At 50.4% G+C, this 21,889-nt stretch carries 18 protein-coding genes; 7 read left to right on the forward strand and 11 right to left on the reverse strand.

What is annotated here, in order from left to right; genetic code table 11:
* The first annotated feature begins 66 nt into the window (after window positions 1-66).
* The gene (locus EC840_RS01250) at window positions 67-711 is read left to right on the forward strand and encodes a C39 family peptidase (RefSeq protein WP_165928999.1); all 645 of its coding nucleotides are present in this window, start codon (window positions 67-69) and stop codon (window positions 709-711) included.
* A 57-nt stretch (window positions 712-768) separates the two neighbouring features.
* Here EC840_RS01250 and EC840_RS01255 read toward each other — a convergent pair whose 3' ends face one another.
* The 5 genes from EC840_RS01255 to yebS form a co-directional block, all read right to left on the reverse strand.
* On the reverse strand, window positions 769-1,011 hold the full coding sequence (locus EC840_RS01255) for a DUF1480 family protein (protein ID WP_132963808.1): 243 nt from the start codon (window positions 1,009-1,011) through the stop codon (window positions 769-771).
* A 223-nt stretch (window positions 1,012-1,234) separates the two neighbouring features.
* Window positions 1,235-2,956, reverse strand: a complete 1,722-nt coding sequence (locus EC840_RS01260) for a diguanylate cyclase (protein ID WP_129638530.1) — start codon at window positions 2,954-2,956, stop codon at window positions 1,235-1,237.
* Window positions 2,957-3,326: 370 nt separating this feature from the next.
* On the reverse strand, window positions 3,327-4,721 hold the full coding sequence (gene rsmF / locus EC840_RS01265) for a 16S rRNA (cytosine(1407)-C(5))-methyltransferase RsmF (RefSeq protein WP_165929006.1): 1,395 nt from the start codon (window positions 4,719-4,721) through the stop codon (window positions 3,327-3,329).
* A 207-nt stretch (window positions 4,722-4,928) separates the two neighbouring features.
* The gene (locus tag EC840_RS01270) at window positions 4,929-7,559 is read right to left on the reverse strand and encodes a PqiB family protein (RefSeq protein WP_112287993.1); all 2,631 of its coding nucleotides are present in this window, start codon (window positions 7,557-7,559) and stop codon (window positions 4,929-4,931) included.
* Window positions 7,528-8,775 carry a membrane integrity lipid transport subunit YebS gene (yebS, locus tag EC840_RS01275; RefSeq protein ID WP_112287992.1) on the reverse strand — a complete coding sequence of 416 codons (1,248 nt, stop codon included), beginning with the start codon at window positions 8,773-8,775 and terminating at the stop codon, window positions 7,528-7,530. The genes EC840_RS01270 and yebS overlap by 32 nt, the downstream gene beginning before the upstream one ends.
* A gap of 257 nt (window positions 8,776-9,032) precedes the next feature.
* Between yebS and EC840_RS01280 the strand changes: the two genes are divergently transcribed.
* The 4 genes from EC840_RS01280 (at window position 9,033) to htpX (ending at window position 13,547) form a co-directional block, all read left to right on the forward strand.
* Window positions 9,033-9,530, forward strand: coding sequence for a GAF domain-containing protein (locus EC840_RS01280; RefSeq protein ID WP_112287991.1), 498 nt, complete (start codon window positions 9,033-9,035; stop codon window positions 9,528-9,530).
* A gap of 95 nt (window positions 9,531-9,625) precedes the next feature.
* A complete protein-coding gene (proQ, locus tag EC840_RS01285) occupies window positions 9,626-10,315 on the forward strand; it encodes an RNA chaperone ProQ (RefSeq protein ID WP_112287990.1) in 690 nt (229 codons plus the stop codon).
* Between the two features lie 19 nt (window positions 10,316-10,334).
* Window positions 10,335-12,407: a carboxy terminal-processing peptidase gene (gene prc / locus EC840_RS01290; RefSeq protein ID WP_112287989.1), complete on the forward strand. Its 2,073-nt coding sequence runs from the start codon at window positions 10,335-10,337 to the stop codon at window positions 12,405-12,407.
* A 258-nt stretch (window positions 12,408-12,665) separates the two neighbouring features.
* Entirely contained in the window at window positions 12,666-13,547 is an 882-nt protein-coding gene (htpX, locus tag EC840_RS01295; RefSeq protein WP_112287988.1) for a protease HtpX, read from the forward strand.
* 90 nt (window positions 13,548-13,637) lie between these two features.
* On the opposite strand, the gene EC840_RS01300 is transcribed toward htpX, so the two are convergent.
* Window positions 13,638-15,035, reverse strand: coding sequence for an MFS transporter (locus tag EC840_RS01300; protein ID WP_132963809.1), 1,398 nt, complete (start codon window positions 15,033-15,035; stop codon window positions 13,638-13,640).
* 239 nt (window positions 15,036-15,274) lie between these two features.
* On the opposite strand from EC840_RS01300, the gene kdgR reads away from it, so the two are divergent.
* Window positions 15,275-16,066 carry a DNA-binding transcriptional regulator KdgR gene (gene kdgR / locus EC840_RS01305; RefSeq protein WP_112287986.1) on the forward strand — a complete coding sequence of 264 codons (792 nt, stop codon included), beginning with the start codon at window positions 15,275-15,277 and terminating at the stop codon, window positions 16,064-16,066.
* Between the two features lie 72 nt (window positions 16,067-16,138).
* On the opposite strand, the gene EC840_RS01310 is transcribed toward kdgR, so the two are convergent.
* From EC840_RS01310 to hxpB, 5 genes are all read right to left on the reverse strand, one after another.
* Window positions 16,139-17,530 carry an L-cystine transporter gene (locus EC840_RS01310; protein ID WP_129638532.1) on the reverse strand — a complete coding sequence of 464 codons (1,392 nt, stop codon included), beginning with the start codon at window positions 17,528-17,530 and terminating at the stop codon, window positions 16,139-16,141.
* A 188-nt stretch (window positions 17,531-17,718) separates the two neighbouring features.
* A complete protein-coding gene (locus EC840_RS01315; RefSeq protein WP_120161759.1) occupies window positions 17,719-18,276 on the reverse strand; it encodes a metal-dependent hydrolase in 558 nt (185 codons plus the stop codon).
* A 152-nt stretch (window positions 18,277-18,428) separates the two neighbouring features.
* Window positions 18,429-19,190, reverse strand: a complete 762-nt coding sequence (kduD, locus tag EC840_RS01320) for a 2-dehydro-3-deoxy-D-gluconate 5-dehydrogenase KduD (RefSeq protein WP_132963810.1) — start codon at window positions 19,188-19,190, stop codon at window positions 18,429-18,431.
* Window positions 19,191-19,266: 76 nt separating this feature from the next.
* On the reverse strand, window positions 19,267-20,103 hold the full coding sequence (gene kduI, locus EC840_RS01325; RefSeq protein WP_112287982.1) for a 5-dehydro-4-deoxy-D-glucuronate isomerase: 837 nt from the start codon (window positions 20,101-20,103) through the stop codon (window positions 19,267-19,269).
* 296 nt (window positions 20,104-20,399) lie between these two features.
* Entirely contained in the window at window positions 20,400-21,065 is a 666-nt protein-coding gene (gene hxpB / locus EC840_RS01330; protein WP_132963811.1) for a hexitol phosphatase HxpB, read from the reverse strand.
* A gap of 191 nt (window positions 21,066-21,256) precedes the next feature.
* Here hxpB and EC840_RS01335 point away from each other — a divergent pair, with 191 nt between their 5' ends.
* Window positions 21,257-21,808 carry a YniB family protein gene (locus EC840_RS01335; protein ID WP_112287980.1) on the forward strand — a complete coding sequence of 184 codons (552 nt, stop codon included), beginning with the start codon at window positions 21,257-21,259 and terminating at the stop codon, window positions 21,806-21,808.
* Window positions 21,809-21,889 lie beyond the last annotated feature (81 nt).

The raw sequence follows: 21,889 nt of genomic DNA on the forward strand, positions 1-21,889 counted from the left end.
CAGGCCTTTTCATTCGTCAGTGAAATGATCAACCTGATGTTTTCAGTGTTCGACCAGGAATACGTCATGTCCGTTAATCAGCCATCGTTTTCTGCTTCTTCCGCAGTCCCTTATTTTAACCAGTGGGAAGATCCTGACTGTGCGGCCGGGATTATTGCCGGAGATATCAAACTCAGTGATATCAGTTTGTGGCCTCAGTCCGGCGCATCAGATCAGCAGGAATTTATTGAGTGGGCAAACCATGTTTGCGGGATGTGTTGCCTGAAAATGGTGCTTGCCGCTGTTTCAGGCAAAGTAGTGCCTGTTTTGAAACTGACCTACCGCAGCTTGTCCTACGGGGCATATATTCGCGAGGGTGACAACATTAAGGGGCTGATATACGCGCCTTTTGTTGAATATGTCCGGCAGGAGTTGGGGCTTGAAGCTCAGGTAAAGGTAGATATCTCGGCACAAGAAATTGCCAGTCAACTGCAGGAACACCGGTTTTTTATGGCTTCGGTGCATCCTTCGGTTCGTATCCCGGACTCCACACCCCCGCACAAAGGCGGTCATCTGGTGCTGGTAACGCGAGCGGATGCTCAGACTGTGACCTTCCATAATCCTTCCGGTCACGATGTTTCTACCCAACAGGATGTCACGTTACCTGTGGAAACTTTCGCGCGCTTTTTTGCCGGGCGGGGTATTTCTCTGGTCAAAAAAACTCAACAGTGACTCACGCCGTCCGACCGCAAGCGGCGTGGCGAACTCAGTTCCGTTCGCCACGCTGTGTTACTCCAGTCGCATGATCCACTCATCTTTCTGTTCGTCGTACGTTTCTTTATACAACACAGAATGACGGCCATCGAGGACTGCCGGAACGCTGGTGTGGTCATCCCAGGCATCAAGCTGCATGCACAAATCAGGGTCTGATTTGCACGGAATATGCACCTTATCGCCGCCTTTTGCTTCAGGCGTTGAAAGATGTGCATCGTCAATTTCGTAACTGCCAATCCGGATAATCGATTTTCCCATCTGATACTCCTCGCCAGAGTGAAGTAAGCCATTTCAACAACATCAGGTATGACCAGTTGGTCTGCCTTATTTGAGAATAGTCGACAGCACAAAAAGCGCCACCCGAATTTTTGCGGATATTCTTTTTTATGGATGACGAGAAGAGGCAGGATTTTGAACCGGGTGTGGCGGTGTTAAAATGCCGGGAGCCGCCTTATGCTAAACGCAGCGGCTCGGAAAAGGATTAAAGCTGATTAAATCTTACTGACACAGGCATCGCGTTAATCTGGTTGCGGCCATTATTTTTGGACAGATACAAGGCCTCATCTGCGGCACTGACGATATCCGACTGATCTTCAATGCCTGGATCCTGGTCCGGCATATAAGTCGCAATCCCCTGACTGATGGTGACGCGGTTAAATTCGCTGAAGCTATGCTTGATGCCCAGCGATTCAATCGATTCCATAATGTGTTGTGCGACAATCCATGCGCCTTTCAGGTCAGTATCCGGCAGAATGGCAGCGAACTCTTCACCGCCAAAACGTGTCACGACGTCAGTGCTGCGTTTGAGTGATTTGCGCAAGGTGCGTGCGACTAAACGCAGGCAGGCATCGCCGGAAAGATGACCATAATGGTCGTTAAAGTGTTTGAAGTAGTCTATGTCGATCATCACCACGGTCAGCGGCGTGCGGTTCCGTTTGGCGCGCATGTATTCATGGCTTAGCACTTTTTTGAACTCGCGGCGGTTAGGCAGTTTGGTTAGTGAATCTGTGCGTGCCTGGATTTCCAACCGACGGTTGGCTTTGACCAGCTTCAGTTCCAGCAATTTGCGTTCATGAACGTCTTCGGCGGTACCGTACCAGCGTTGAATCGAGCCATCGGTGGCATAGCTGGCTGCTGCGCGGATACGCATCCAGTTCCAGCCACGATCTACGTGACAAAAGCGGACTTCAATATCCAGCGGCGCGCCTGTTTTCAGGCATTGTTCCCAGGTCTGAACGGCGGCGCGGCGGTCTTCCACATGCATACTCTGGATCCACTTGTCGGCCAGAATATCCTGCCGGGTCATGCCGGTTATCCGTTGAAAGCGTGAACTGACATCATTGAGCATCCCGCGCGGATCGGCTGTCCACGGGATTTGCGGGTTGAGCTCAACCATGTTGCGGTAATGCTCCTGGCTTTCGCGCAGGGCTCTTTCCATTCGTTTGAGGCTGGTAATGTCAGTCATCGCGACGGAAAGGCCATTCAGCTGATTCTGACCATCATAAGCCGCTTTAATACGCACGAAGAAAACCTGATTTTTTCCGGGAACGGAAAACTCACGATCGGGTGTTGTTTCGTTACGCTGGGCCAGTTCCAGCGCGTTATTCAGCAGAGGGGAAAGCCCTGGCAGGAAAACGCCGACTTTTCGGCCGATCGCTTCGTAGGGTTGCAGGCCGATAATAGTGGCCATTGCGTCATTGACCGTGACGTATCGCATCTGCAAATCAATGAAACACAGGCCAACCGGCGCATTGGAATAGATTGTTTCGAGCTGGAAGAGACGCTGACCCGGCGCCTGATCGAGGCTGGTCAGATTGCGATCAATCCCGCGATAGCCACGGAAATTCCCGTCATCATCAAAAAGCGGAACACCGCTGGTTTCGAGAATGACTTCAGTGCCGTCCGGGCGGATATTACGGTTCAGTAATCCACCGAAAGGGGCGCGACGCTCAACGATGGCAGCAAATTGCTCGCCAACGCGGCGGGCTTCATCCGGAGGCATAAAATCGAAAGGGGTTTTCCCTAATACTTTTTCAGGCGGAACGCCCAGGAACTCGATGCATTTGTTGGAGGAGAAAACATAACGCCCCTGCGCATCGACTTCCCAGATCCAGTCAGAATTGTTATCGATAATGTCTCGCAGGCTGGCCATTTGCTGTAAAAGCAGCCCATCTGCTGATTCGAGTTTCATTTCATCCGACATGATACTTCTCCGACTGGCAGGTCTTTACTCAACATCAGGCATTAAGATTTATATCTGAAAATGATATATCACTGACAATGTTATCTTGATGGCAATAATACATGCCACGATAGGATTATTCCTACTTATAATTCAATAAACCTTTCTTGATAATATAAGTCGCTATCCGATATATGAAGCATAAAATGCTCTGCTACTAATTGTTATATACACTTTGGCACCGTGATTTCACCTAAAAGTTCAGTTGCACAGTATTCACAGAAATGCCGTTATCAGGTGTTTTTGTCGGTATGAATGAAGGTTAAGCAGAATATTCTGCGCCGTCGGAATGCTCCTCTGGCACAGAAGATTGCGGGAAAGTTAAGTCTGATTAATCGTTCGGCAATGTCTGCGGACGTATCGCACCGTCTCTCACCAGTTCACGCGGCAGACTGTTTTTAATACGACTACCGATGCGTTTTGCCAATCCCAATGGCTGGCCAAGCCAGGTCACCAGACATTCATCAGCGGGTGGCGTGTCGTCCGGATAGATATCGACGCCACGGAACCAGCTTTGCGCCAGTTCATCATTTATCTCAAAGCGGTTTTTGGCATCTTTGACACTGAAAGCCACCACGGCTTCATGCTGCCAGCGAAATCCTTTCGGAAAACGCTCCGCCAGCCGCACGCCGATACGGGAAAAACGGACTTTGCTAAAAACAGGTTCCAGCACGGCAGGGAACAGCCAGATTTCTTTATCACGCTGCCATATTGTGTATTGTTTCTCAGGCCAGGAAAGCCCTGAAAGACCCGCAGCCTTGATAATTTCGGCGCTGTCCTGACGGGAAAGTGGCGAGAACGGGAAACGCCCCACTTTATATCCCGGGACTGGCAGACGCGGAACAGAATCGGTTTTACGAAAGCGCGCGACAAAGAAACCTTCGCTGTCATAAACCTGCGGAAATACGTGCAAATAGCCTTCCGGTGTGACGGCTTTACCGGCGTCTGTGAATAACTCAGCCAGCGACTCCACTTCAACCGCATCCCTGTAGGTATCGAGTAACCACTGACAGACCTGCTGGTTTTCCTGTGCGTTAAGGGTGCAGGTGGAGTAGACCAAAACACCGCCAGGTTTAAGCGCATGAAACGCGCTGTCGATCAGTTCACGCTGAGTCGAGGCAATTTCAGTCACGCTGTTTTCAGACCAGTTGCTCATGGCGTCAGGGTCTTTGCGGATAACGCCTTCGCCGGAGCAGGGCGCATCAAGCAGGATAGCGTCAAACGTTTCAGGCAGAGCAGCACCAAATACGCGTCCGTCAAAGTGAGTCAGCGCCGTATTACTGACGCCACAGCGGCTGATATTTGCGTGCAGCACTTTGACGCGGCTGGCGGAATATTCATTGGCAAGAATGCCACCCTGATTTTCCATCAGCGCCGCGATTTGCGTGGTTTTAGAGCCGGGTGCAGCAGCCACATCCATCACCAGAACCGGTTGGGTATCGTTGGCAAATAACGCCGTGACCGGCAACATGGAACTGGCTTCCTGAATATAGAAAAGGCCGGCCAGATGCGATAAGGCATTGCCCAGACGTGTATCGTCCAGGACGTTGCGGTTTATCCAGAAACCTTCCGCACACCAGGGCACAGGCTCCAAATCCCACTGATAATTGCCGGCAAGTTCAAGGAAATCCGTCACGCTTATTTTCAGGGTATTCACCCGCAGACTGGGGCGGAGAGGGCGCTGGCAGGCCGCAATAAAATCGTCCATGCTCAGTTCAGCGGGCATGACTGCGCGCGTGGCTTCCAGAAAAGCGGCGGGTAATTTATCAGTAAAAGTGCTGGCGGTAGTGAGCTTTGACAAAGGTGCGGTTCCAGAGCTGAAGAAGATTTTCTGCCGCGGAGTTTACCATATTTACCCGTGATGAGAGGGCTGCGCGCGTTGCCTGATAAAGAAAAGGCCACCCGAAGGTGGCCCTGATCAGCATAATGCCGGTTAATTTCTCGGGATTGCCGTTCCCCATTTCTGCCAGTCTTTTGGTGCTTCAGGATTGAGCAGGAAATGATTACCGTTGGCGGCTTTCGGCGCCAGTGGCGTGGTTGGCGGCGTTGCAAAGGCGATACCTCCGCGAATAAATTGCTGGAATGTGCCGCTTTTGAACACGCCACCGGTCAGACCGAATTGCAGGTCGTAACCAGAGGCCAGCCAGAACACGGAGTTTTCCCGCACCAGATATTGATATTTTTTACTGATACGAAGCGTCACATTCACCCGATCCGCCATGGCGCCCAGATAGAAGCCCGATACGGTACCGACTTCAATTCCGCGGAACAGCACCGGCGTGCCGATTTGCAATGAACCGACTTCGGCTGCATCGACCACGATACCCAGGCCATCCGTATAGCGCGAGTCGGTGATGGTGGAGTCCTGCAAATCAAAGTTGCGCGCTGGCGCGCCTTTGCCTGCTTCTACATTAATGTAGGGCTGGAGAAGCGTATCGAGATTGCTGACGCCACCGGCGGAAATTTCCGGTGAAACGATTGAGAACCGGGTGCCGCGACGGGCAAAGTTTTCAACGTATTCCGGATACAACACGGCTTTGGCGGAAACCTGATTCAGTTGCGGATCCAGTTTCAGCGACTCCACCTGACCGATGGTGATGCCCAGATAACGAATAGGCATGCCGGCGGAAAGCTTACTGGCATCATATGTATTCAGCGTTATCTGGCTGCCAACTGCGCGTGCCGAAGTTTCTGAATCATACAGAACACGCTTCGCCCCTTTGCTGGCGGTGACGCCATCAAGATTATCGAAGCTGATAGCGCCTTTAAGCGCGCGATCCAGCGGTGAGGCCTGAACGGTCAGCCCGCTGCCGTTGAGCTGTACTTTAGCGCCACCTTCTGCCCAGAAAATGGTCTTCTCTGTCAGCAGGTTGCGATATTGCGGCTGAATATAAACATCAACTTCAAATTCATTGGCTTTAGGACGGACATTGACTATCTGGCCTACCTGGAATTTCCGGTAAAGCACGACTGAACCTGTCTGAACATCAGGCAGGCTTTTAGCGGTCAGTGTCAGCGTGGCGCCCGGTTGCTCACCCTGAATGCCTTCGGCAGCTTTTTCGGCATTACTGTAAAGCGGATATTTTTGTGCAGGTGCGCCTTTGGTGCCTGGAATAATACGCACACCACCATCGACCCATTCCTGAGCGCTGGCACCAAGGACTTCCATACCATCGACACCCAGTTTCACATCAACCCGGCTGTTGACCACAAACTTGCTGTCTTTATGCAGCAAGTTTTTATATTCCGGCTTGATAGCAACATTAAACACAATGCCTTCATCTGTTAGCGTCCGGTCAATAATCGTACCGACGTTGAGGCCGTAAAGTTTAATGGGCTGTCCCGCATCAATACCGTAACTCTGCGGTGCAATCAGCTGAACTTTGAGTATGTCAGGGTTCTGCAACAATCGCTGATTACTGTCGAGCACCACAAAATGCTTTTGCGGCTCACCATCGCCGGGGATCAGTTCCAGCGTATTACCGGTCAGCAACTGGCTGAGATTGGCATTATTGAGGCTGATTTTCGGACTGTTCATTTCAATGCGCGTGCCGGTACGCATCATGTCGAGCACTGAAGGATCAACCGTCAGTTTACCGGTGACTTTATTATCCGGCTGTAATGTGATTTTGGTCAGCGTACCGACCTGTAAGCCCTGATACATCAGTGGTGTCTGGTCTTCGGATAGCCCGTTACCATCGGGTAAATCCAGATTGATTTCCACACCACGCTGGCTTTGCGCCAGATCCGGATAGAGCACGTATGACTGATCGGCTTTTGCCTGTTTCCCGTCATTCGGGGAATCCATAGCGATCGCGCCATTCACCAGTGCTGCCAGACTTTCCATCTGAACTTTCGCTCCGCTCAGACTCAAATCTGCCTTAAAGCCTGAAACGTTCCAGAAACGGGTATTTTCTTTGACCAGATTTGCAAAGCGTTTGTCGACCAGTACGTCGATCGTCACGCCTTCATTGCCACTTTCAATATCGTAATCATAAACCTTACCGACCGGAATTTTACGGTAATACACCAGCGAACCGGTGTTCAGTGAACCCAGATCTTTGGCATGCAGATGGACCATCAGTTCGCCGGTATTGAGACGGAATTTAGGCTGTGTATCGAGCGCCACAAAGTGGTCTTTCTCTTTTCCAGGCCCTGGCATCATGCCGATGTAGTTACCGCCCACCAGCGCATCAAGTCCTGAAACGCCCGCAAGTGACGCTTTCGGAGTGACCAGCCAGAACTGTGTGCCTTCACGCAGGGCATCAGACAAGTCACTTTTAATACTGACTTTCACCTGAATAGTGCGCAGGTCTTTCGTCAGGCTGATCGATTCCACCGTGCCAACTTCCACGCCCTGATAACGCACCGGCGTACGGCCAGCGACAATACCTGCCGCTGACTGGAAATCGATAGTCACAGTGTTTCCACGTTCCTGATAGTTGCTGTAAATCAACCATCCGGCGATCAGTAAAGCAATAAACGGCAGAAGCCAGAACGGCGAAATCCGGCGTCTGTGTTTAATACGTGCTTCAGTCGGTGTATTCGGCGTTTCCTGTTGCATGTGCATCCCAAATCAAGCGGCTATCAAGCCATTCAACGGCAAGAACGGTCAGAATTACGGCAGCGCCAAAGTAAAAGGCGGCCGGTCCCATCGTAAAAGACAAAAGCTGGTCTCGGTTAACCAGCGACATCATTAATGAAATAACAAACAAATCCAGCATCGACCAGCGTCCTATCCAGTGCACAAGACGGAAAAGGCGGATACGTGTTTTCAGTCCCTGAATCGCTTTGAAATGAATGCTGAGAAGCAGCGTCAGCATCACGATCACTTTTGTAAATGGCACCAGCACGCTGGCGATAAATACAATGGCGGCGATCGGTACGTTCCCCGATGTGGCGAGCGACACAACACCGGAAAATATAGTGTCCTTCAGCTGTTGCCCGTTGGCATAGATGATGGAAATGGGCAGTAAATTGGCCGGGATTAAAAAGACAATGGCGGCAATCAGAGCAGCCCAGGTTTTCTGCAAACTGTGCTTATAGCGCAGACGCATCGGAACATGGCAGCGCGGGCAGCGTCCGCGCTCATCCGGAATACCGGTAAATTTGCAGGCCAGACACAACCGCAATGAAGAGGGCAATCCTTTTGGCTGACGCTGCGGGTAAAACTCTTCCCATAACTGCTCGATGTTGAGATTTATCATGGTCAGCGTGACCATCAGCGTCATCATCAGATAGGCAGCAAGCGCAATACCGACGTTGATGTCGGCATATTCTTTAACTTTGATGCTGGCAACGGCCATTCCTACCAGATAAATATCCAGCATCACCCAGTCTTTGAGGCGATCGAGCATCAGCAGCACTGGTTTCAGATTCATCCCAAGCTTGCTGCCAAAATGCAGATAAAGAATGGAGACGGCGAGTGTCAGCGGCGCACCGATGGTACAAAAGGCCACCATGCTGGCGGTCACGGGATCACCCTGTTGCGACATCTGCCAGATACCTTCAAGCAAACTGGCGTCAATGCGTGTCCCCAGCAGACGAATGCTGATCAGCGGTTCGGTATACGCGAAAGGCATCAGCAATAATATGCTGATAGCCATCGTGATCAGTCGCGGCAGGGAACAAACCCTGCCTTTTTCAACTTTCGCGTTACAACGCGGACAATGAGCTGTCTGCGTGCGTTGCAGCGACGGAAGTGTGAAAAGCGTGTCACACTCGCTGCATCGCTGATAGCGAATCTGTGGTATCTGGGCTGAAATTGTGTGTATTTTCATAGTGCCTGAAATAGTAAAGAATACCTGTTGTTACAATTACGCATCCCGCGAAGGGGTCAGGCGAGGCCATCAGGCCAAGATCAGCCAGGTTTTTTTGACAAAATAACGTATTATGCGGTCGGCAAACAGTTATTGTAGGTGAGTCTTTTTGATGTCACACAGGATTAACCTTGTTCATATGGGCATTTAATGCTTATTTTATAGGGGTTAAGCACAACAGAATGGCTCAGTGCCCTTAGGTTATTATTGGTTACTACATGAATAAAGAAGCATTCTACACGGAATTAAAACGTGATTTGAGCGCGTTGATCGCCGGAGAAAACAATTTTATTGCGACTCTGTCGAATGCGAGTGCCTTACTTTTTGAACGTCTTGAAGGCGTTAACTGGGTAGGTTTTTATCTGATGGATGGCACAACGCTGGTGCTGGGACCATTCCAGGGTAAAATTGCCTGCGTGCGTATTCCGGTAGGAAAAGGTGTTTGCGGTACGGCAGTGGCGGAAAATACTGTGCAACGTGTGGGTGATGTTCATGCCTTCCCGGGCCATATCGCCTGTGACGCAGCAAGTAATGCCGAAATCGTTCTGCCAGTAACAGTAAATGGCAAAGTGATCGGCGTATTAGACATTGATAGCACCGTTTATCAACGCTTCGACGAAGCCGATGAACAGGGGCTGACAGAGTTAGTCAGCGGGCTTTGCCAGCATCTCGAAAACTGCGATGCTGAAAAATATGTCAATCTGATCGTAAGTTGATCGTCGGATAACGTGGCATTTAATAACGGCGTCATTATAATGACGCCTGTTCATGCCTGCGCCGGTTGGCAAACCCGTTGTAATCAGGAAATTTCATGGAAAATCAACCTAAGTTGAACAGTAGTAAAGAAGTCATCGCCTTTTTGGCTGAGCGGTTCCCGCTCTGTTTTACCGCCGAAGGCGAAGCACGCCCATTAAAGATCGGTATCTTTGCGGATTTGGTCGAGCGCGTGCAAGGTGAAGAGAATCTGAGCAAAACTCAGTTACGCTCTGCTCTGCGTCTGTATACCTCAAGCTGGCGCTATCTGTACGGCGTCAAAGTTGGCGCGGAACGCGTTGACCTTGATGGTAATTCATGTGGCGTTCTCGAAGAGCAGCACGTTGAACATGCCCGTAAACAGTTGGAAGAAGCAAAAGCCCGCGTTCAGGCACAACGTGCAGAACAACAGGCTAAACGTCGTGAAGCCGGTGAAACCACTGAGCCACGCCGTCCACGTCCGGCCGGTAAAAAACCCGCGCCGCGTCGTGAAAATGCGCCCGCTGCTGTAGCTGGTCAGGAAAATCGCAAACCACGTACACCTCGCCCACCGCGTGAGGAAAAACGTGAACCGCGTCAGGTGCCAGTAACAGACATTTCAAAACTGCAAATTGGCCAGGAAATCAAAGTCAGAGCAGGACAGAGTGCAATGGATGCAACCGTTTTGGAAATTGCCAAAGACGGTGTACGCGTTCAACTCTCTTCGGGTCTGGCGATGATCGTGCGCGCAGAACACTTGCAGTTCTGATACGGAGGCCAACTCAGGCATGAACAAATTTGTCAGATTAAGCGTTATTGCGGGTCTGTTAATGGCAGGAGCAGGGCTGGTGAACACCAGCTTTGCAGCGAACGAGAGTACACCGGTGACTCTCGCTCAACTCCCTAATTTAACTCAGGATCCTCAGGATGCAACGGTGAGCGAGCGTGTTACTGCTCGCTTTACCCGTTCACATTATCGTCAGTTCGACCTTAATGCAGATTTCTCAGCGAAAATCTTCGACCGTTACCTCAACATGCTCGATTATGGCCATAACGTATTAATGGCTTCCGATGTCGCACAGTTTACTGATAAACGTGCAACCTTGGGTGAGGAACTGAAAACCGGTCAGTTAACCACGCCATATGCTCTTTTCAATCTGGCTCAAAAACGCCGCTTTGAACGCTATGACTATGCGTTGAAAGTGCTTGAGCGCCCGATGGATTTCACGGGCAACGACACGATTGAACTTGATCGCACTAAAGCACCGTGGCCGAAAGACCGCGCTGAGCTGGACAAATTGTGGGATGCGAAAGTCAAATATGACGAGCTGAACCTCAAACTGACTGGCAAAAACGATCAGGAAATCCGTGACGTGCTCTCCAAGCGTTATCATTTTGCGATGAAACGCCTGACACAAAGTAACAGCGAAGATGTTTTCCAGCTGGTGATGAATGCCTTCGCGCATGAAATCGATCCGCACACCAACTATCTCTCGCCCCGCAGCACCGAGCAGTTTAATACCGAAATGAGCCTGTCTCTGGAAGGTATTGGTGCGGTATTGCAGGGCGACGACGATTACACAGTCATCAATTCGATGGTAGCTGGCGGCCCGGCGGCCAAAAGCAAAGCTATTGCAGTCGGTGACCGTATTGTCGGTGTAGGCCAGGTTCAGGCAGGAAAACAAACGCCAATTGTCGATGTGATTGGCTGGCGTCTTGATGACGTCGTCGCGCTCATCAAAGGGCCGAAAGGCAGCAAAGTCCGTCTGCAAATCTTGCCGGCCGGCAAGAATGCTAAAAACCACGTGATCACGCTGACTCGCGAGAAAATCCGTCTGGAAGACCGCGCAGTTAAAATGACCATTAAGAATGTTGGCGCTCAAAAAGTCGCTGTGATGGACATTCCTGGTTTCTACGTTGGCCTGACGGATGACGTAAAAGTTCAGTTGCAGAAAATGGCGAAGCAGAACGTCAACAGTCTGGTTATCGATCTCCGTACTAACGGCGGTGGTGCACTGACTGAAGCGGTTTCGTTGTCTGGTCTGTTTATTCCGAGTGGCCCGGTGGTTCAGGTTCGCGATAACAACGGCCGCATCCGTCAGGACAGCGATACCGATGGCGTCGTTTACTATAAAGGCCCGCTGGTGGTTCTGGTTGATCGCTTCAGTGCTTCTGCTTCCGAAATCTTTGCAGCCGCAATGCAGGATTACGGTCGTGCGCTGATTGTCGGTGAGCCAACCTTCGGTAAAGGTACCGTTCAGCAATACCGCTCGCTGAACCGTATTTATGACCAAATGCTGCGCCCGGAATGGCCTGCACTCGGTTCCGTGCAATACACTATCCAGAAGTTTTATCGTATCAACGGTGGCAGTACTCAGCGTAAAGGGGTGACCCCGGACATTCTGATGCCAACCGGTATTGAATCGATTGAAACCGGCGAGAAGTTCGAAGATAACGCACTTCCGTGGGATAGCATTAACGCGGCAACTTACACCAAATTAGGCGACATGAAACCGTTCCTGCCTGAATTGCTGAAAGACCATGAAGCCCGTATTGCGAAAGATCCAGAGTTCCAGTACATCCAGCAAGACATTGCCCATTACAAAGCGCTGAAAGACAAACGTAACATCGCCTCTCTGAATTACGCGCAGCGTGATAAAGAAGATAAAGAGGACGATGCCCTGCGTCTTAGCCGTCTGAATGAACGCTTCAAGCGTGAAGGTAAGAAGCCGCTTAAATCTCTCGACGATTTGCCGAAAGACTACGTTGCTCCGGATCCTTATCTCGATGAAGCTGACCATATTGCTGTTGATCTCGGCAAACTGGAAAAGGCTCAGGCCGACCAGACTGCTGCGAAATAAGCACGCAGTTGGACAAATAAGAAGCGCACTCCGGTGCGCTTTTTTTATGCGTGAATTATGAAAAATCTTCTAAATTTCAGGCTTGTCTGTGAAATAAAACGCTTCAAAATGTAAAGTATTGTGATTTTAGACCTTCAGAACGCACGGGCTCTTGAATCTTAGTAAGAAGCCCATAGGATCAGTACAGCCGGGTGTGCTATGTGCCGGTGGTTAAACTCTGCCAATAACAATGAAGTAACAATGAGGAAGTAAAATTTTATGATGCGTATAGCGTTGTTCCTGCTGACTAACCTGGCCGTTATGCTGGTATTCGGGCTGGTGCTTAGCCTGACTGGCATTCAGCACAGCAGCGTGCCGGGATTGATGATCATGGCCGGGCTGTTTGGCTTCGGTGGTGCAATTGTCTCGTTGCTGATGTCTAAATGGATGGCGTTACGCTCGGTGGGTGGTGAAGTTATCGAGCAACCTCGCAATGAAACTGAACGCTGGTTGATGGAAACCGTTCGTCGTCAGTCTCAGCAGGCGGGTATTGGTATGCCTCAGGTCGCGATTTATCACGCGCCAGATATTAATGCGTTCGCGACAGGCGCGCGCCGCGATGCCTCTCTGGTAGCTGTCAGCACCGGACTGCTGCAAAGCATGAGTCAGGATGAAGCCGAAGCGGTTATCGCCCACGAAATCAGCCACATTGCGAATGGCGATATGGTGACCATGACCCTGATCCAGGGTGTGGTGAACACCTTCGTTATCTTCATTTCACGTATTATCGCGCAGGTGGCTTCTGGTTTCCTTTCCGGCAACCGTGATGGCGAAGAGAGCAGTAACGGTAACCCGTTGATTTATTTCGCCGTGGCAACTGTGCTGGAACTGGTGTTCGGTATTCTGGCCAGCATTATCACCATGTGGTTCTCGCGTCACCGTGAATTCCATGCCGATGCGGGTTCTGCAAAACTGGTAGGTCGTGAGAAAATGATTGCTGCATTGCAGCGTCTGAAAACCAGCCATGAACCGCAGGAAGCGGGAAGCATGATGGCGTTCTGTATTAACGGTAAATCGAAATCATTCAGTGAGTTGTTTATGTCTCACCCGCCGCTGGATAAGCGTATTGAAGCATTGCGCAGCGGTGCATACATTAAATAAGACGCAAATAAGAAGCCAATAATCAGCCTCTGGCGATGATTGATTAATAGAAGCCCGGCCATTATAGCCGGGCTTTTTCATGCCTGAATTTTACAGCTTAGCGTTTTCTGCTTCACGCTGAGTGCTGGTTTTTTGCGTCATTCGCAGCAGACTGACCAGAGCGCCAGTGCCTGCGAGAGTTCCGGCGAGGATCAAAGAAGCGTGCGTACCGTGCTGAGGGAACAGGTTAAACATCAGTGCGACCATTGCCGCGCCGGTAGTTTGTCCCAGAAGGCGCGCTGTACCCAACAGGCCACTGGCTCCGCCACTGCGATTGCGCGGTGCTGAGCTGATAATTGTGTGGTTATTGGGTGACTGAAATAACCCGAAACCGGCTCCGCAGAGTAACATGCGCCAGATAATGTTCAGATGCGAAGGCTCGGGTGGCAGTAATGAAAGTGAAAACAATCCGAATGAAAAGACCACCAGACCAATTCCGCCCAGCATTCCCGGATGGAAACGCTCCACCAGACGGCCTGCAATCGGCGCCATCACCATCGTTGCCAGCGGCCACGGCGTCAGCAGAAGGCCGGTTTCAACTGAATTCAAACCCAATGTGTTTTGCAGGAAGAAGGGCAGGGAAACAAATGCCAGCATCTGTGCGCTGAAAGAGCACAGGGATGTCCCGAGCGACATACTGAAAATCGGAATACGCAGCAAATCAACCGGCAGCAGCGGGAAGGGTCTCGTCAGCTGACGGCGAACAAAGAACCAGCCAATGACCAGAAGGGCAATGACTTCGCCGAGGATCAGCATATGATTCATTCCTTGCGCAAACCCGCTGATGGCGCTGATCAGTAAACCAAAGGTCAGAGCGTTCATCACGCTGCTGGTAATATCAAAACGCTGCCCCTGACTGCGTGTCGAGTTCGCCGGAAGAAACTTCAGGCCCAGAATCAGAGCAACAATACCGATCGGCACGTTGATGGCAAACAGCCATTGCCAGGACGCGACAGAAAGGATGCCCGCAGCGATGGTCGGTCCGGCAGCAGCAGACACGGCCACAATCAGCGCATTGATGCCCACGCCGCGCCCTAAGAATCGCTGAGGATAAATAATCCGGATAAGCGCGGTGTTCACACTCATGATCGCGGCGGCGCCAAAACCTTGTAAAACGCGGGCGACCGTCAGTGTCAGCAGAGAATCTGAGAGGGCGCAAAAAAGTGAGGTGATACTAAACACCAACAGCCCGGTCTGATAAATGCGGCGGTAGCCGAAAATATCGCCAAGCGATGCCAGAGAAAGCAGCGAAATGGTAATCGCCAGCTGGTAGGCATTCACCACCCAGATTGACGTCGCCGGACTGGCATGGAAATCATTGGAAATTGTCGGGAGCGCGACGTTTGCGATCGCCCCGTCCAGCACAGAAACGGTGATCCCCAGCGCAATCGCCAGGATCGCGCCGTATCGTTGTGGAAGAGGTAAGCCATCAGTGGGTGTTGGAGTCATGAGTTCTGTCAGTGCGTAGTCATCAGTAAGGGGAATATTACTACGCTAATCAACTTAAAGTGACTATTGTCACATGATGAAATGAATTATTTATCTCTCCGCCGGGAATGAAACTGGCTTAACAGTTCTTACATTCTCAATCAATGGGTTGATTGCTTCTGTACAAGGCTTACCACTATAATAAAAACCACGTTCTATTTTTTTTGAAACAAAACCAACGCGAGCAGGTAACTCACCCTATGGCTATCGCAGATCTTGATAAGCAACCCGATTCCGTCTCATCTGTCCTGAAAGTTTTTGGTATTTTACAGGCGCTGGGCGAAGAACGTGAGATTGGTATTACTGAACTTTCTCAACGCGTTATGATGTCTAAAAGCACGGTATACCGTTTCCTTCAGACCATGAAGTCACTCGGCTATGTTGCACAGGAAGGTGAGTCGGAGAAATATTCACTGACTCTGAAATTGTTTGAACTTGGTGCTAAGGCACTGCAAAACGTCGATCTTATCCGCAGCGCTGATATTCAGATGCGCGAATTGTCCCGCCTGACCCGTGAAACTATTCACCTTGGCGCGCTGGATGAAGACGGCATCGTCTACATCCATAAAATTGATTCCATGTACAACCTGCGTATGCATTCACGCATTGGTCGCCGCAATCCCCTGCATACCACGGCGATTGGTAAAGTGCTGCTGGCATGGGGCGACAAAGCGGAAGTCAGTACGTTGTTGCAGGAAATTGAATTTACCCGCAGTACCGAAAATACCATCATGAATGCAGCCGATTTGCAGGCAGCATTGGTGCAGGTGCGTGAGCAAGGTTATGGCGAAGATAATGAAGAACAGGAACAAGGTCTGCGTTGTATCGCTGTTCCTGTTTTTGACCGCTTTGGCGTTGTGATTGCCGGGTTAAGCATTTCCTTCCCGACTATCCGTTTCTCTGAAGAAAGCAAAAGCCACTACGTCGAAATGCTGCATACCGCCGCGCGTAATATCTCTGAGCAGATTGGATTCCACGACTATCCGTTCTGAGTAAATGCGGAAATGTAGGCATAAAAAAACCGAAGCCAATGGCTTCGGTTTTTTGTTTTCCGCAATCTGAACTTAGCGGTGTGCCAGTTCTGCTGTTTCTTCTGAATTCATCACTTCTTTGTCGGTCTGTTTCAGTAACTGGCTGGTAATCGTACCGGCAGTCATTGATCCGCTGACGTTAAGCGCAGTACGCCCCATATCAATCAATGGCTCGACAGAGATAAGCAGTGCCACCAGCGTGACCGGCAGACCCATAGCAGGTAATACGATCAGCGCAGCAAAGGTCGCGCCGCCACCGACACCCGCCACACCGGCAGAGCTCAGTGTTACGATACCAACCAGCGTCGCAATCCATACTGGATCAAACGGGTTAATACCGACGGTTGGTGCAACCATCACGGCCAGCATTGTCGGGTACAGACCTGCGCATCCGTTCTGGCCGATAGTGGCACCAAAGGAAGCGGCAAAGCTTGCGATAGATTCCGGAATACCCAGACGACGCGTTTGCGCTTCAACACTCAGCGGAATGGTTGCCGCACTGGAACGACTGGTGAACGCGAAGGTCAGCACCGGCCAGACTTTACGGAAGAATTTCGCAGGATTCACGCCAGTGAAAGAAAGCAGTACGGCATGAACCACAAACATAATCCCCAGACCCAGATAAGACGCGACCACGAAGCTGCCGAGTTTAATGATGTCCTGAATGTTGGAACCGGCAACCACTTTGGTCATCAGCGCCAGAACACCGTACGGGGTCAGTTTCATGACCAGACGTACCAGTTTCATCACCCATGCCTGCAGGATATCGATGAAGACCAGAACACGAGGGCCTTTTTCTGCGTCATCTTTTACCAGCTGCAAGGCGGCAACACCCACGAAAGCAGCAAAGATAACGACGCTGATGATTGACGTCGGACTTGCGCCAGTCAGGTCAGCAAACGGGTTCTTAGGAATAAAGGAAAGGATTAACTGAGGCACGCTCAGGTCAGCCACTTTGCCTACATAGTTTGACTGAATCGCAGTCAGACGCGCGGTTTCCTGCGTACCTTGTACCAGACCCTCAGCGGTCAGACCAAACAGGCCGGTCACAAAGATACCCACCAGCGAGGCAATCAGCGTGGTGAAAAGCAGGGTACCGATGGTCAGGAAACTGATTTTGCCCAGCGAAGACGCGTTATGCAGTTTTGCTACCGCACTCAGAATCGAAACGAAGACCAGCGGCATGACAATCATTTGCAGCAACTGGACGTAGCCGTTACCGACAATGTTGAACCAGGTAATAGAGGTTTTCAGTACCGGATCGTCGGAACCGTAGATCAGCTGTAAAGCCAGACCAAACACAACACCCATGGCCAGACCGAGTAATACTTTTTTTGCCAGACTCCATTGCTTGTGGCGGGTTTGCGCCAGCAGCAACAGGAGAACAACGAAAACCACTACGTTAAGAACGAGCGGAAGATTCATACCGAACTCCAGACTTATAGTTTTGATATTTAAAACGGGTGTCCCCGACAGGGTTTGCACCATCCCAAAGCAATGGTGAGCAGAATATCAGTTTGGACACCTGAACATTTATATCCAAAAAGAATGCTTTATAACTTTTTGGGTTGATTCGTATCAAATATCGCCAAGTTGCGGGTGTTTTATGCCGGTCAGATGAACAATTTCAGGATGTGATTAAAAATATCAGGATTGATTGCACCAATGATGGGCGTCCAGTCGGGCCAGAACAGCGTTAACCCGACCAGCATCAGACACAACGTCCGTTCCAGCTGATTGCCTTTTTGACTGTTGATGATCGGCAGACGAAAGCGCCAGCGACATGGCCAAAGCAGGGGAACGCCAGCTGGCGTCAGCATATCCGCAAGAATGTGGCTCAGATAACCAATGATCATGGCGTGGAAAGCGTCTACCGGAATGACCCAGTCGTGCGGAAAATGCGTGCGCAAAAGGAAAATACCGCCCGCCACAGCCAGTAAACTGTGGGTAAAACCGCGGTGACCGAATGCCCGGGCGATTGGATGGGAAAGCCACTTCAGACGCTGACCTAGCACGGATTTCGGATGGTCGATGTCGGGCAATAAACAGGTAAGCAGGGACCCTGGAATAATATGCCACCAGTCGCCGTGCGCCAGCTCCGGAGAGAGCTGCGCCTTTTTGGCAAATACCGCACAGGCGATTGAGAAAATGAGATGGCCTTCCGCCGTCATGACGCGTCCGAACTGGATAACTGTTATTTTATCCAGTATAAGTGAAACTGTCACAATCTTGGAAGAGACACCCTGTAACTAATTGTCAACGGACTGATTAAAAAGAAAAAGGCGTATAAAAATACGCCTTTTGATTGTCACATTCTGAGCAGTTATCTCGCCAGCCAGCCGCCATCTACCGCAATCGTGTAACCGTTGACGTAATCGGAGGCTTTTGAGGCAAGAAACACTACCGGCCCCATGACATCTTCCGGTAAACCCCAGCGTCCGGCCGGGATCCTGTCGAGAATTTCTTTGCTGCGATCGCCATCGGCGCGAAGTTGCTCGGTGTTGTTGGTGGACATGTAACCCGGCGCAATGGCATTGACATTAACCTTATGCTTTGCCCATTCGTTAGCCATCAGCCGGGTAATCCCCATGACTGCGCTTTTAGATGCGGTATAGGAAGGAACGCGGATCCCGCCCTGATACGACAACATAGAGGCAATATTAATGATTTTGCCGCCATTGCCTTGTCTAATGAACTGCTTCGCTACAGCCTGAGACATAAAGAACAGCGTCTTACTGTTCACATTCATTACGTCGTCCCAGTTTTTCTCGCTGAACTCGATAGCATCTTCGCGGCGGATAATTCCAGCGTTATTGACCAGGATGTCGATATGGCCGAATTCAGAGACGGCTTTTTCGATAAGCTTCGGGATTTCTATAATACTGCTAAGGTCGGCGCGTAAATCGAGAAAGCGGCGGCCGGTGGCGATAATCTTTTGTTCTGTCTCTTCTGGCGCGGACTGGTTGATACCCACAATATCGCAACCCGCCTGAGCGAGACCCAACGCCATGCCCTGGCCAAGTCCGGTGTTACAACCGGTCACGATGGCGACTTTGCCGTTTAATTCAAACGAATCGAGGATCATATTCAGAGTCTCTTTTGCAACGGCATGTTCGCCATAAAAATTGAGTGGCTCCGCCTGCGGTGACAGAGCCAGAGAGTTAGCGCAGTTCGCTGACCTTGACGTGATCCATATCGTCGAATACCTGATTTTCTCCCACCATACCCCAGATGAAGGTGTAGTTTTTGGTCCCTACGCCCGCATGAATCGACCAGCTTGGGGAAATTACCGCCTGCTCGTTATGCACTAATAAATGACGGGTTTCCTGCGGCTGCCCCATCATGTGGAATACCGCAGTTTCCGCTTCCATGTTGAAGTAGAAATAGACTTCCATGCGGCGCTCGTGGGTGTGGCAAGGCATGGTATTCCACAGGCTACCTTCTTCAAGCTTGGTCAGTCCCATGGTCAGCTGGCAGGTTTCCAGTACGTCCGGCACGATAAATTTATTGATAGTGCGGCGGTTGCTGGTCGCTGCGTCGCCGATAGTTTGTGGTGAGGCTTCCGCCAGCGTGATCTTTTTGTTTGGAAAAGTGGTATGTGCAGGGGCGCTGTTATAGTAAAACTTGGCAGGTGTAGTCGCATTAACGCTACTGAATTCAACAAGTTTTGCTCCCTTGCCGACATACAGTGCTTCTTCATGACCAATTTCGTACGTCGTGCCATCAACCACAATAAGGCCTGGCCCGCCAATGTTGATCACGCCCAGTTCGCGACGTTCGAGGAAATAGCTCACGCCAAGTTGTTTGCCGACTTCATCGCCCACGGAAACCGTTTTTTCAGCAGGCATGACGCCGCCGACAATGATGCGGTCAATATGGCTGTAAGTCATGGTGTAGGCATTTTTTTCAAAGATTTTCTCGATGAGAAATTCGCGGCGTAATTCAGCGGTATCAAGCGTTTTTGCGTGGTCGCTGTGAATGCTTTGACGAACTTGCATGTCGGTGCCTCTCGTTGGATATCGGTGAAGGAGGACTTACCGGGCGAGTCTGACCGTTGCGTGGCAGTGACAGCGTACAGAAGCAGGAGAGCTCCCGGCTCGTCCTTGTTGCAGAAAGAATAGGTTCATTGGTATGCGAATTCAATAAAAATGAAATATCGTTTTATTTATTTTATGAGTCAGTTCAAGGTTTGCGAAATTAAACGCAGATTTGAAAATTGTGGCAGAGGGGGTAAGTAAAGAAGAAAGCTAAAACAGGAAGGGTGCGCAGCAACATGAGCGACTGCGCATAAATGTTAACTGATGTGTGTCACTCGTAATTCTTCAAGCGAAGAAAGTTTGACATCCGCCAGCGCCCAGCGGGGATCCGCGCTGTATTCATGGTCTGGCACAACAATCGAACGCATACGCGCGGCTTTGGTAGCGATCATGCCATTAAAGGAGTCTTCCAGCGTGACGCAGTTCAGCGGGTCGACCGCTAACTCGCCGGCAGCCAGCAGGTAAACTTCGGGATGGGGTTTGCTGTAAGGCAGTTTCTCGGCAGATACGCGAACCTGAAAATAGGATTGCAGATTGAACATTTCCAGCACGGTATCAAGCATGAATAAAGGTGACGCTGAGGCCAGGCCAATTTTCAGCCCCTGATCACGGCACAATTCCAGCGCGTGATTAACGCCAGGTAACAATGGCCGGGTTTGTTCTACCAGTTCAATGGTACGGGCAATGACCATTGAAGCGACTTCCTCCTGACCCGGCCCCTGCCACGGCAATACCTGATACCACATTCTGACAACCTGATCGATACGCAACCCAAGCGTGTCGGGCAGCAAATGTCGCTGAGAAATATCGACGCCAAGGCTGCTGAAAACGTCCAGTTCTGCCTGAACCCACAACCGTTCAGAATCAATTAACAGACCATCCATATCGAAAATTGCTGCATTAACAGGGCGGACATAAGCCATGAAAGCGGACTCCCTAACAGTGAATAGATCCTCACTTTAGCATTGGCTTTCGCGCGGACGAAATCCGTTCTACGGACAAATGGCATTGTTGCTGGCACTGAAGAGGTGCTAACTGATTAAAACATTGGGCGGAAAAACCTTTCTGTGGGTAAACTTAGCTATTGCTTAAGGTATCCTAACAAGGGGAATTCATGACGTACCAACAGGCCGGACGTGTGGCAGTGATTAAACGGATTGCAGGATGGATTATTTTTATCCCTGCGCTGCTTTCAACGCTGATCTCATTGCTAACCTTTATCAATGAGCATACTAAAACTGAGCAGGGCATCAACGCCGTTATGCTGGACTTTGTCCACGTGATGGTTGATATGATTAAGTTTAACACTTCATTTTTGAACGTTTTTTGGTACAACTCGCCGGTGCCGTCTCTCGGGCAGGGCGTGACAAGTGCGAATATCATGTTCTTCATCATCTACTGGCTTATCTTTGTGGGGCTGGCGCTTCAGGCATCCGGCGCAAGAATGTCCCGTCAGGTGAAACATGTTCGCGAGGGGATCCAGGATCAGCTTATCCTTGAGCAGGCGAAGGGCGCAGAAGGGCGGACTCGTCCTCAGATTGAAGAACGCATTGTGATACCCCGGCACACCATTTTGGTGCAGTATTTCCCGTTGTATATTTTGCCGATCATTATTGCAGTTATCGGATATTTCATTTTGAAATTATTAGGGTTAATTGCCGGATAGCTCATACAACATATTCATAACATTTCGTTGTTGAGTGATCGGTTGCCAACGATGTAAAATATTTAAATAAGGCCTGAATAT

The organism is Rahnella sp. JUb53 (assembly GCF_004346065.1).
GTDB lineage: Bacteria > Pseudomonadota > Gammaproteobacteria > Enterobacterales > Enterobacteriaceae > Rahnella > Rahnella variigena.

Bases quoted from the DNA above. Each gene is read 5' to 3' on its own strand.
- EC840_RS01250 (WP_165928999.1), top strand. From the start codon at position 67: ATGTCCGTTAATCAGCCATCGTTTTCTGCTTCTTCCGCAGTCCCTTAT.
- EC840_RS01255 (WP_132963808.1), bottom strand. From the start codon at position 1,011: ATGGGAAAATCGATTATCCGGATTGGCAGTTACGAAATTGACGATGCA.
- EC840_RS01260 (WP_129638530.1), bottom strand. From the start codon at position 2,956: ATGTCGGATGAAATGAAACTCGAATCAGCAGATGGGCTGCTTTTACAG.
- rsmF (WP_165929006.1), bottom strand. From the start codon at position 4,721: ATGCCCGCTGAACTGAGCATGGACGATTTTATTGCGGCCTGCCAGCGC.
- EC840_RS01270 (WP_112287993.1), bottom strand. From the start codon at position 7,559: ATGCAACAGGAAACGCCGAATACACCGACTGAAGCACGTATTAAACAC.
- yebS (WP_112287992.1), bottom strand. From the start codon at position 8,775: ATGAAAATACACACAATTTCAGCCCAGATACCACAGATTCGCTATCAG.
- EC840_RS01280 (WP_112287991.1), top strand. From the start codon at position 9,033: ATGAATAAAGAAGCATTCTACACGGAATTAAAACGTGATTTGAGCGCG.
- proQ (WP_112287990.1), top strand. From the start codon at position 9,626: ATGGAAAATCAACCTAAGTTGAACAGTAGTAAAGAAGTCATCGCCTTT.
- prc (WP_112287989.1), top strand. From the start codon at position 10,335: ATGAACAAATTTGTCAGATTAAGCGTTATTGCGGGTCTGTTAATGGCA.
- htpX (WP_112287988.1), top strand. From the start codon at position 12,666: ATGATGCGTATAGCGTTGTTCCTGCTGACTAACCTGGCCGTTATGCTG.
- EC840_RS01300 (WP_132963809.1), bottom strand. From the start codon at position 15,035: ATGACTCCAACACCCACTGATGGCTTACCTCTTCCACAACGATACGGC.
- kdgR (WP_112287986.1), top strand. From the start codon at position 15,275: ATGGCTATCGCAGATCTTGATAAGCAACCCGATTCCGTCTCATCTGTC.
- EC840_RS01310 (WP_129638532.1), bottom strand. From the start codon at position 17,530: ATGAATCTTCCGCTCGTTCTTAACGTAGTGGTTTTCGTTGTTCTCCTG.
- EC840_RS01315 (WP_120161759.1), bottom strand. From the start codon at position 18,276: ATGACGGCGGAAGGCCATCTCATTTTCTCAATCGCCTGTGCGGTATTT.
- kduD (WP_132963810.1), bottom strand. From the start codon at position 19,190: ATGATCCTCGATTCGTTTGAATTAAACGGCAAAGTCGCCATCGTGACC.
- kduI (WP_112287982.1), bottom strand. From the start codon at position 20,103: ATGCAAGTTCGTCAAAGCATTCACAGCGACCACGCAAAAACGCTTGAT.
- hxpB (WP_132963811.1), bottom strand. From the start codon at position 21,065: ATGGCTTATGTCCGCCCTGTTAATGCAGCAATTTTCGATATGGATGGT.
- EC840_RS01335 (WP_112287980.1), top strand. From the start codon at position 21,257: ATGACGTACCAACAGGCCGGACGTGTGGCAGTGATTAAACGGATTGCA.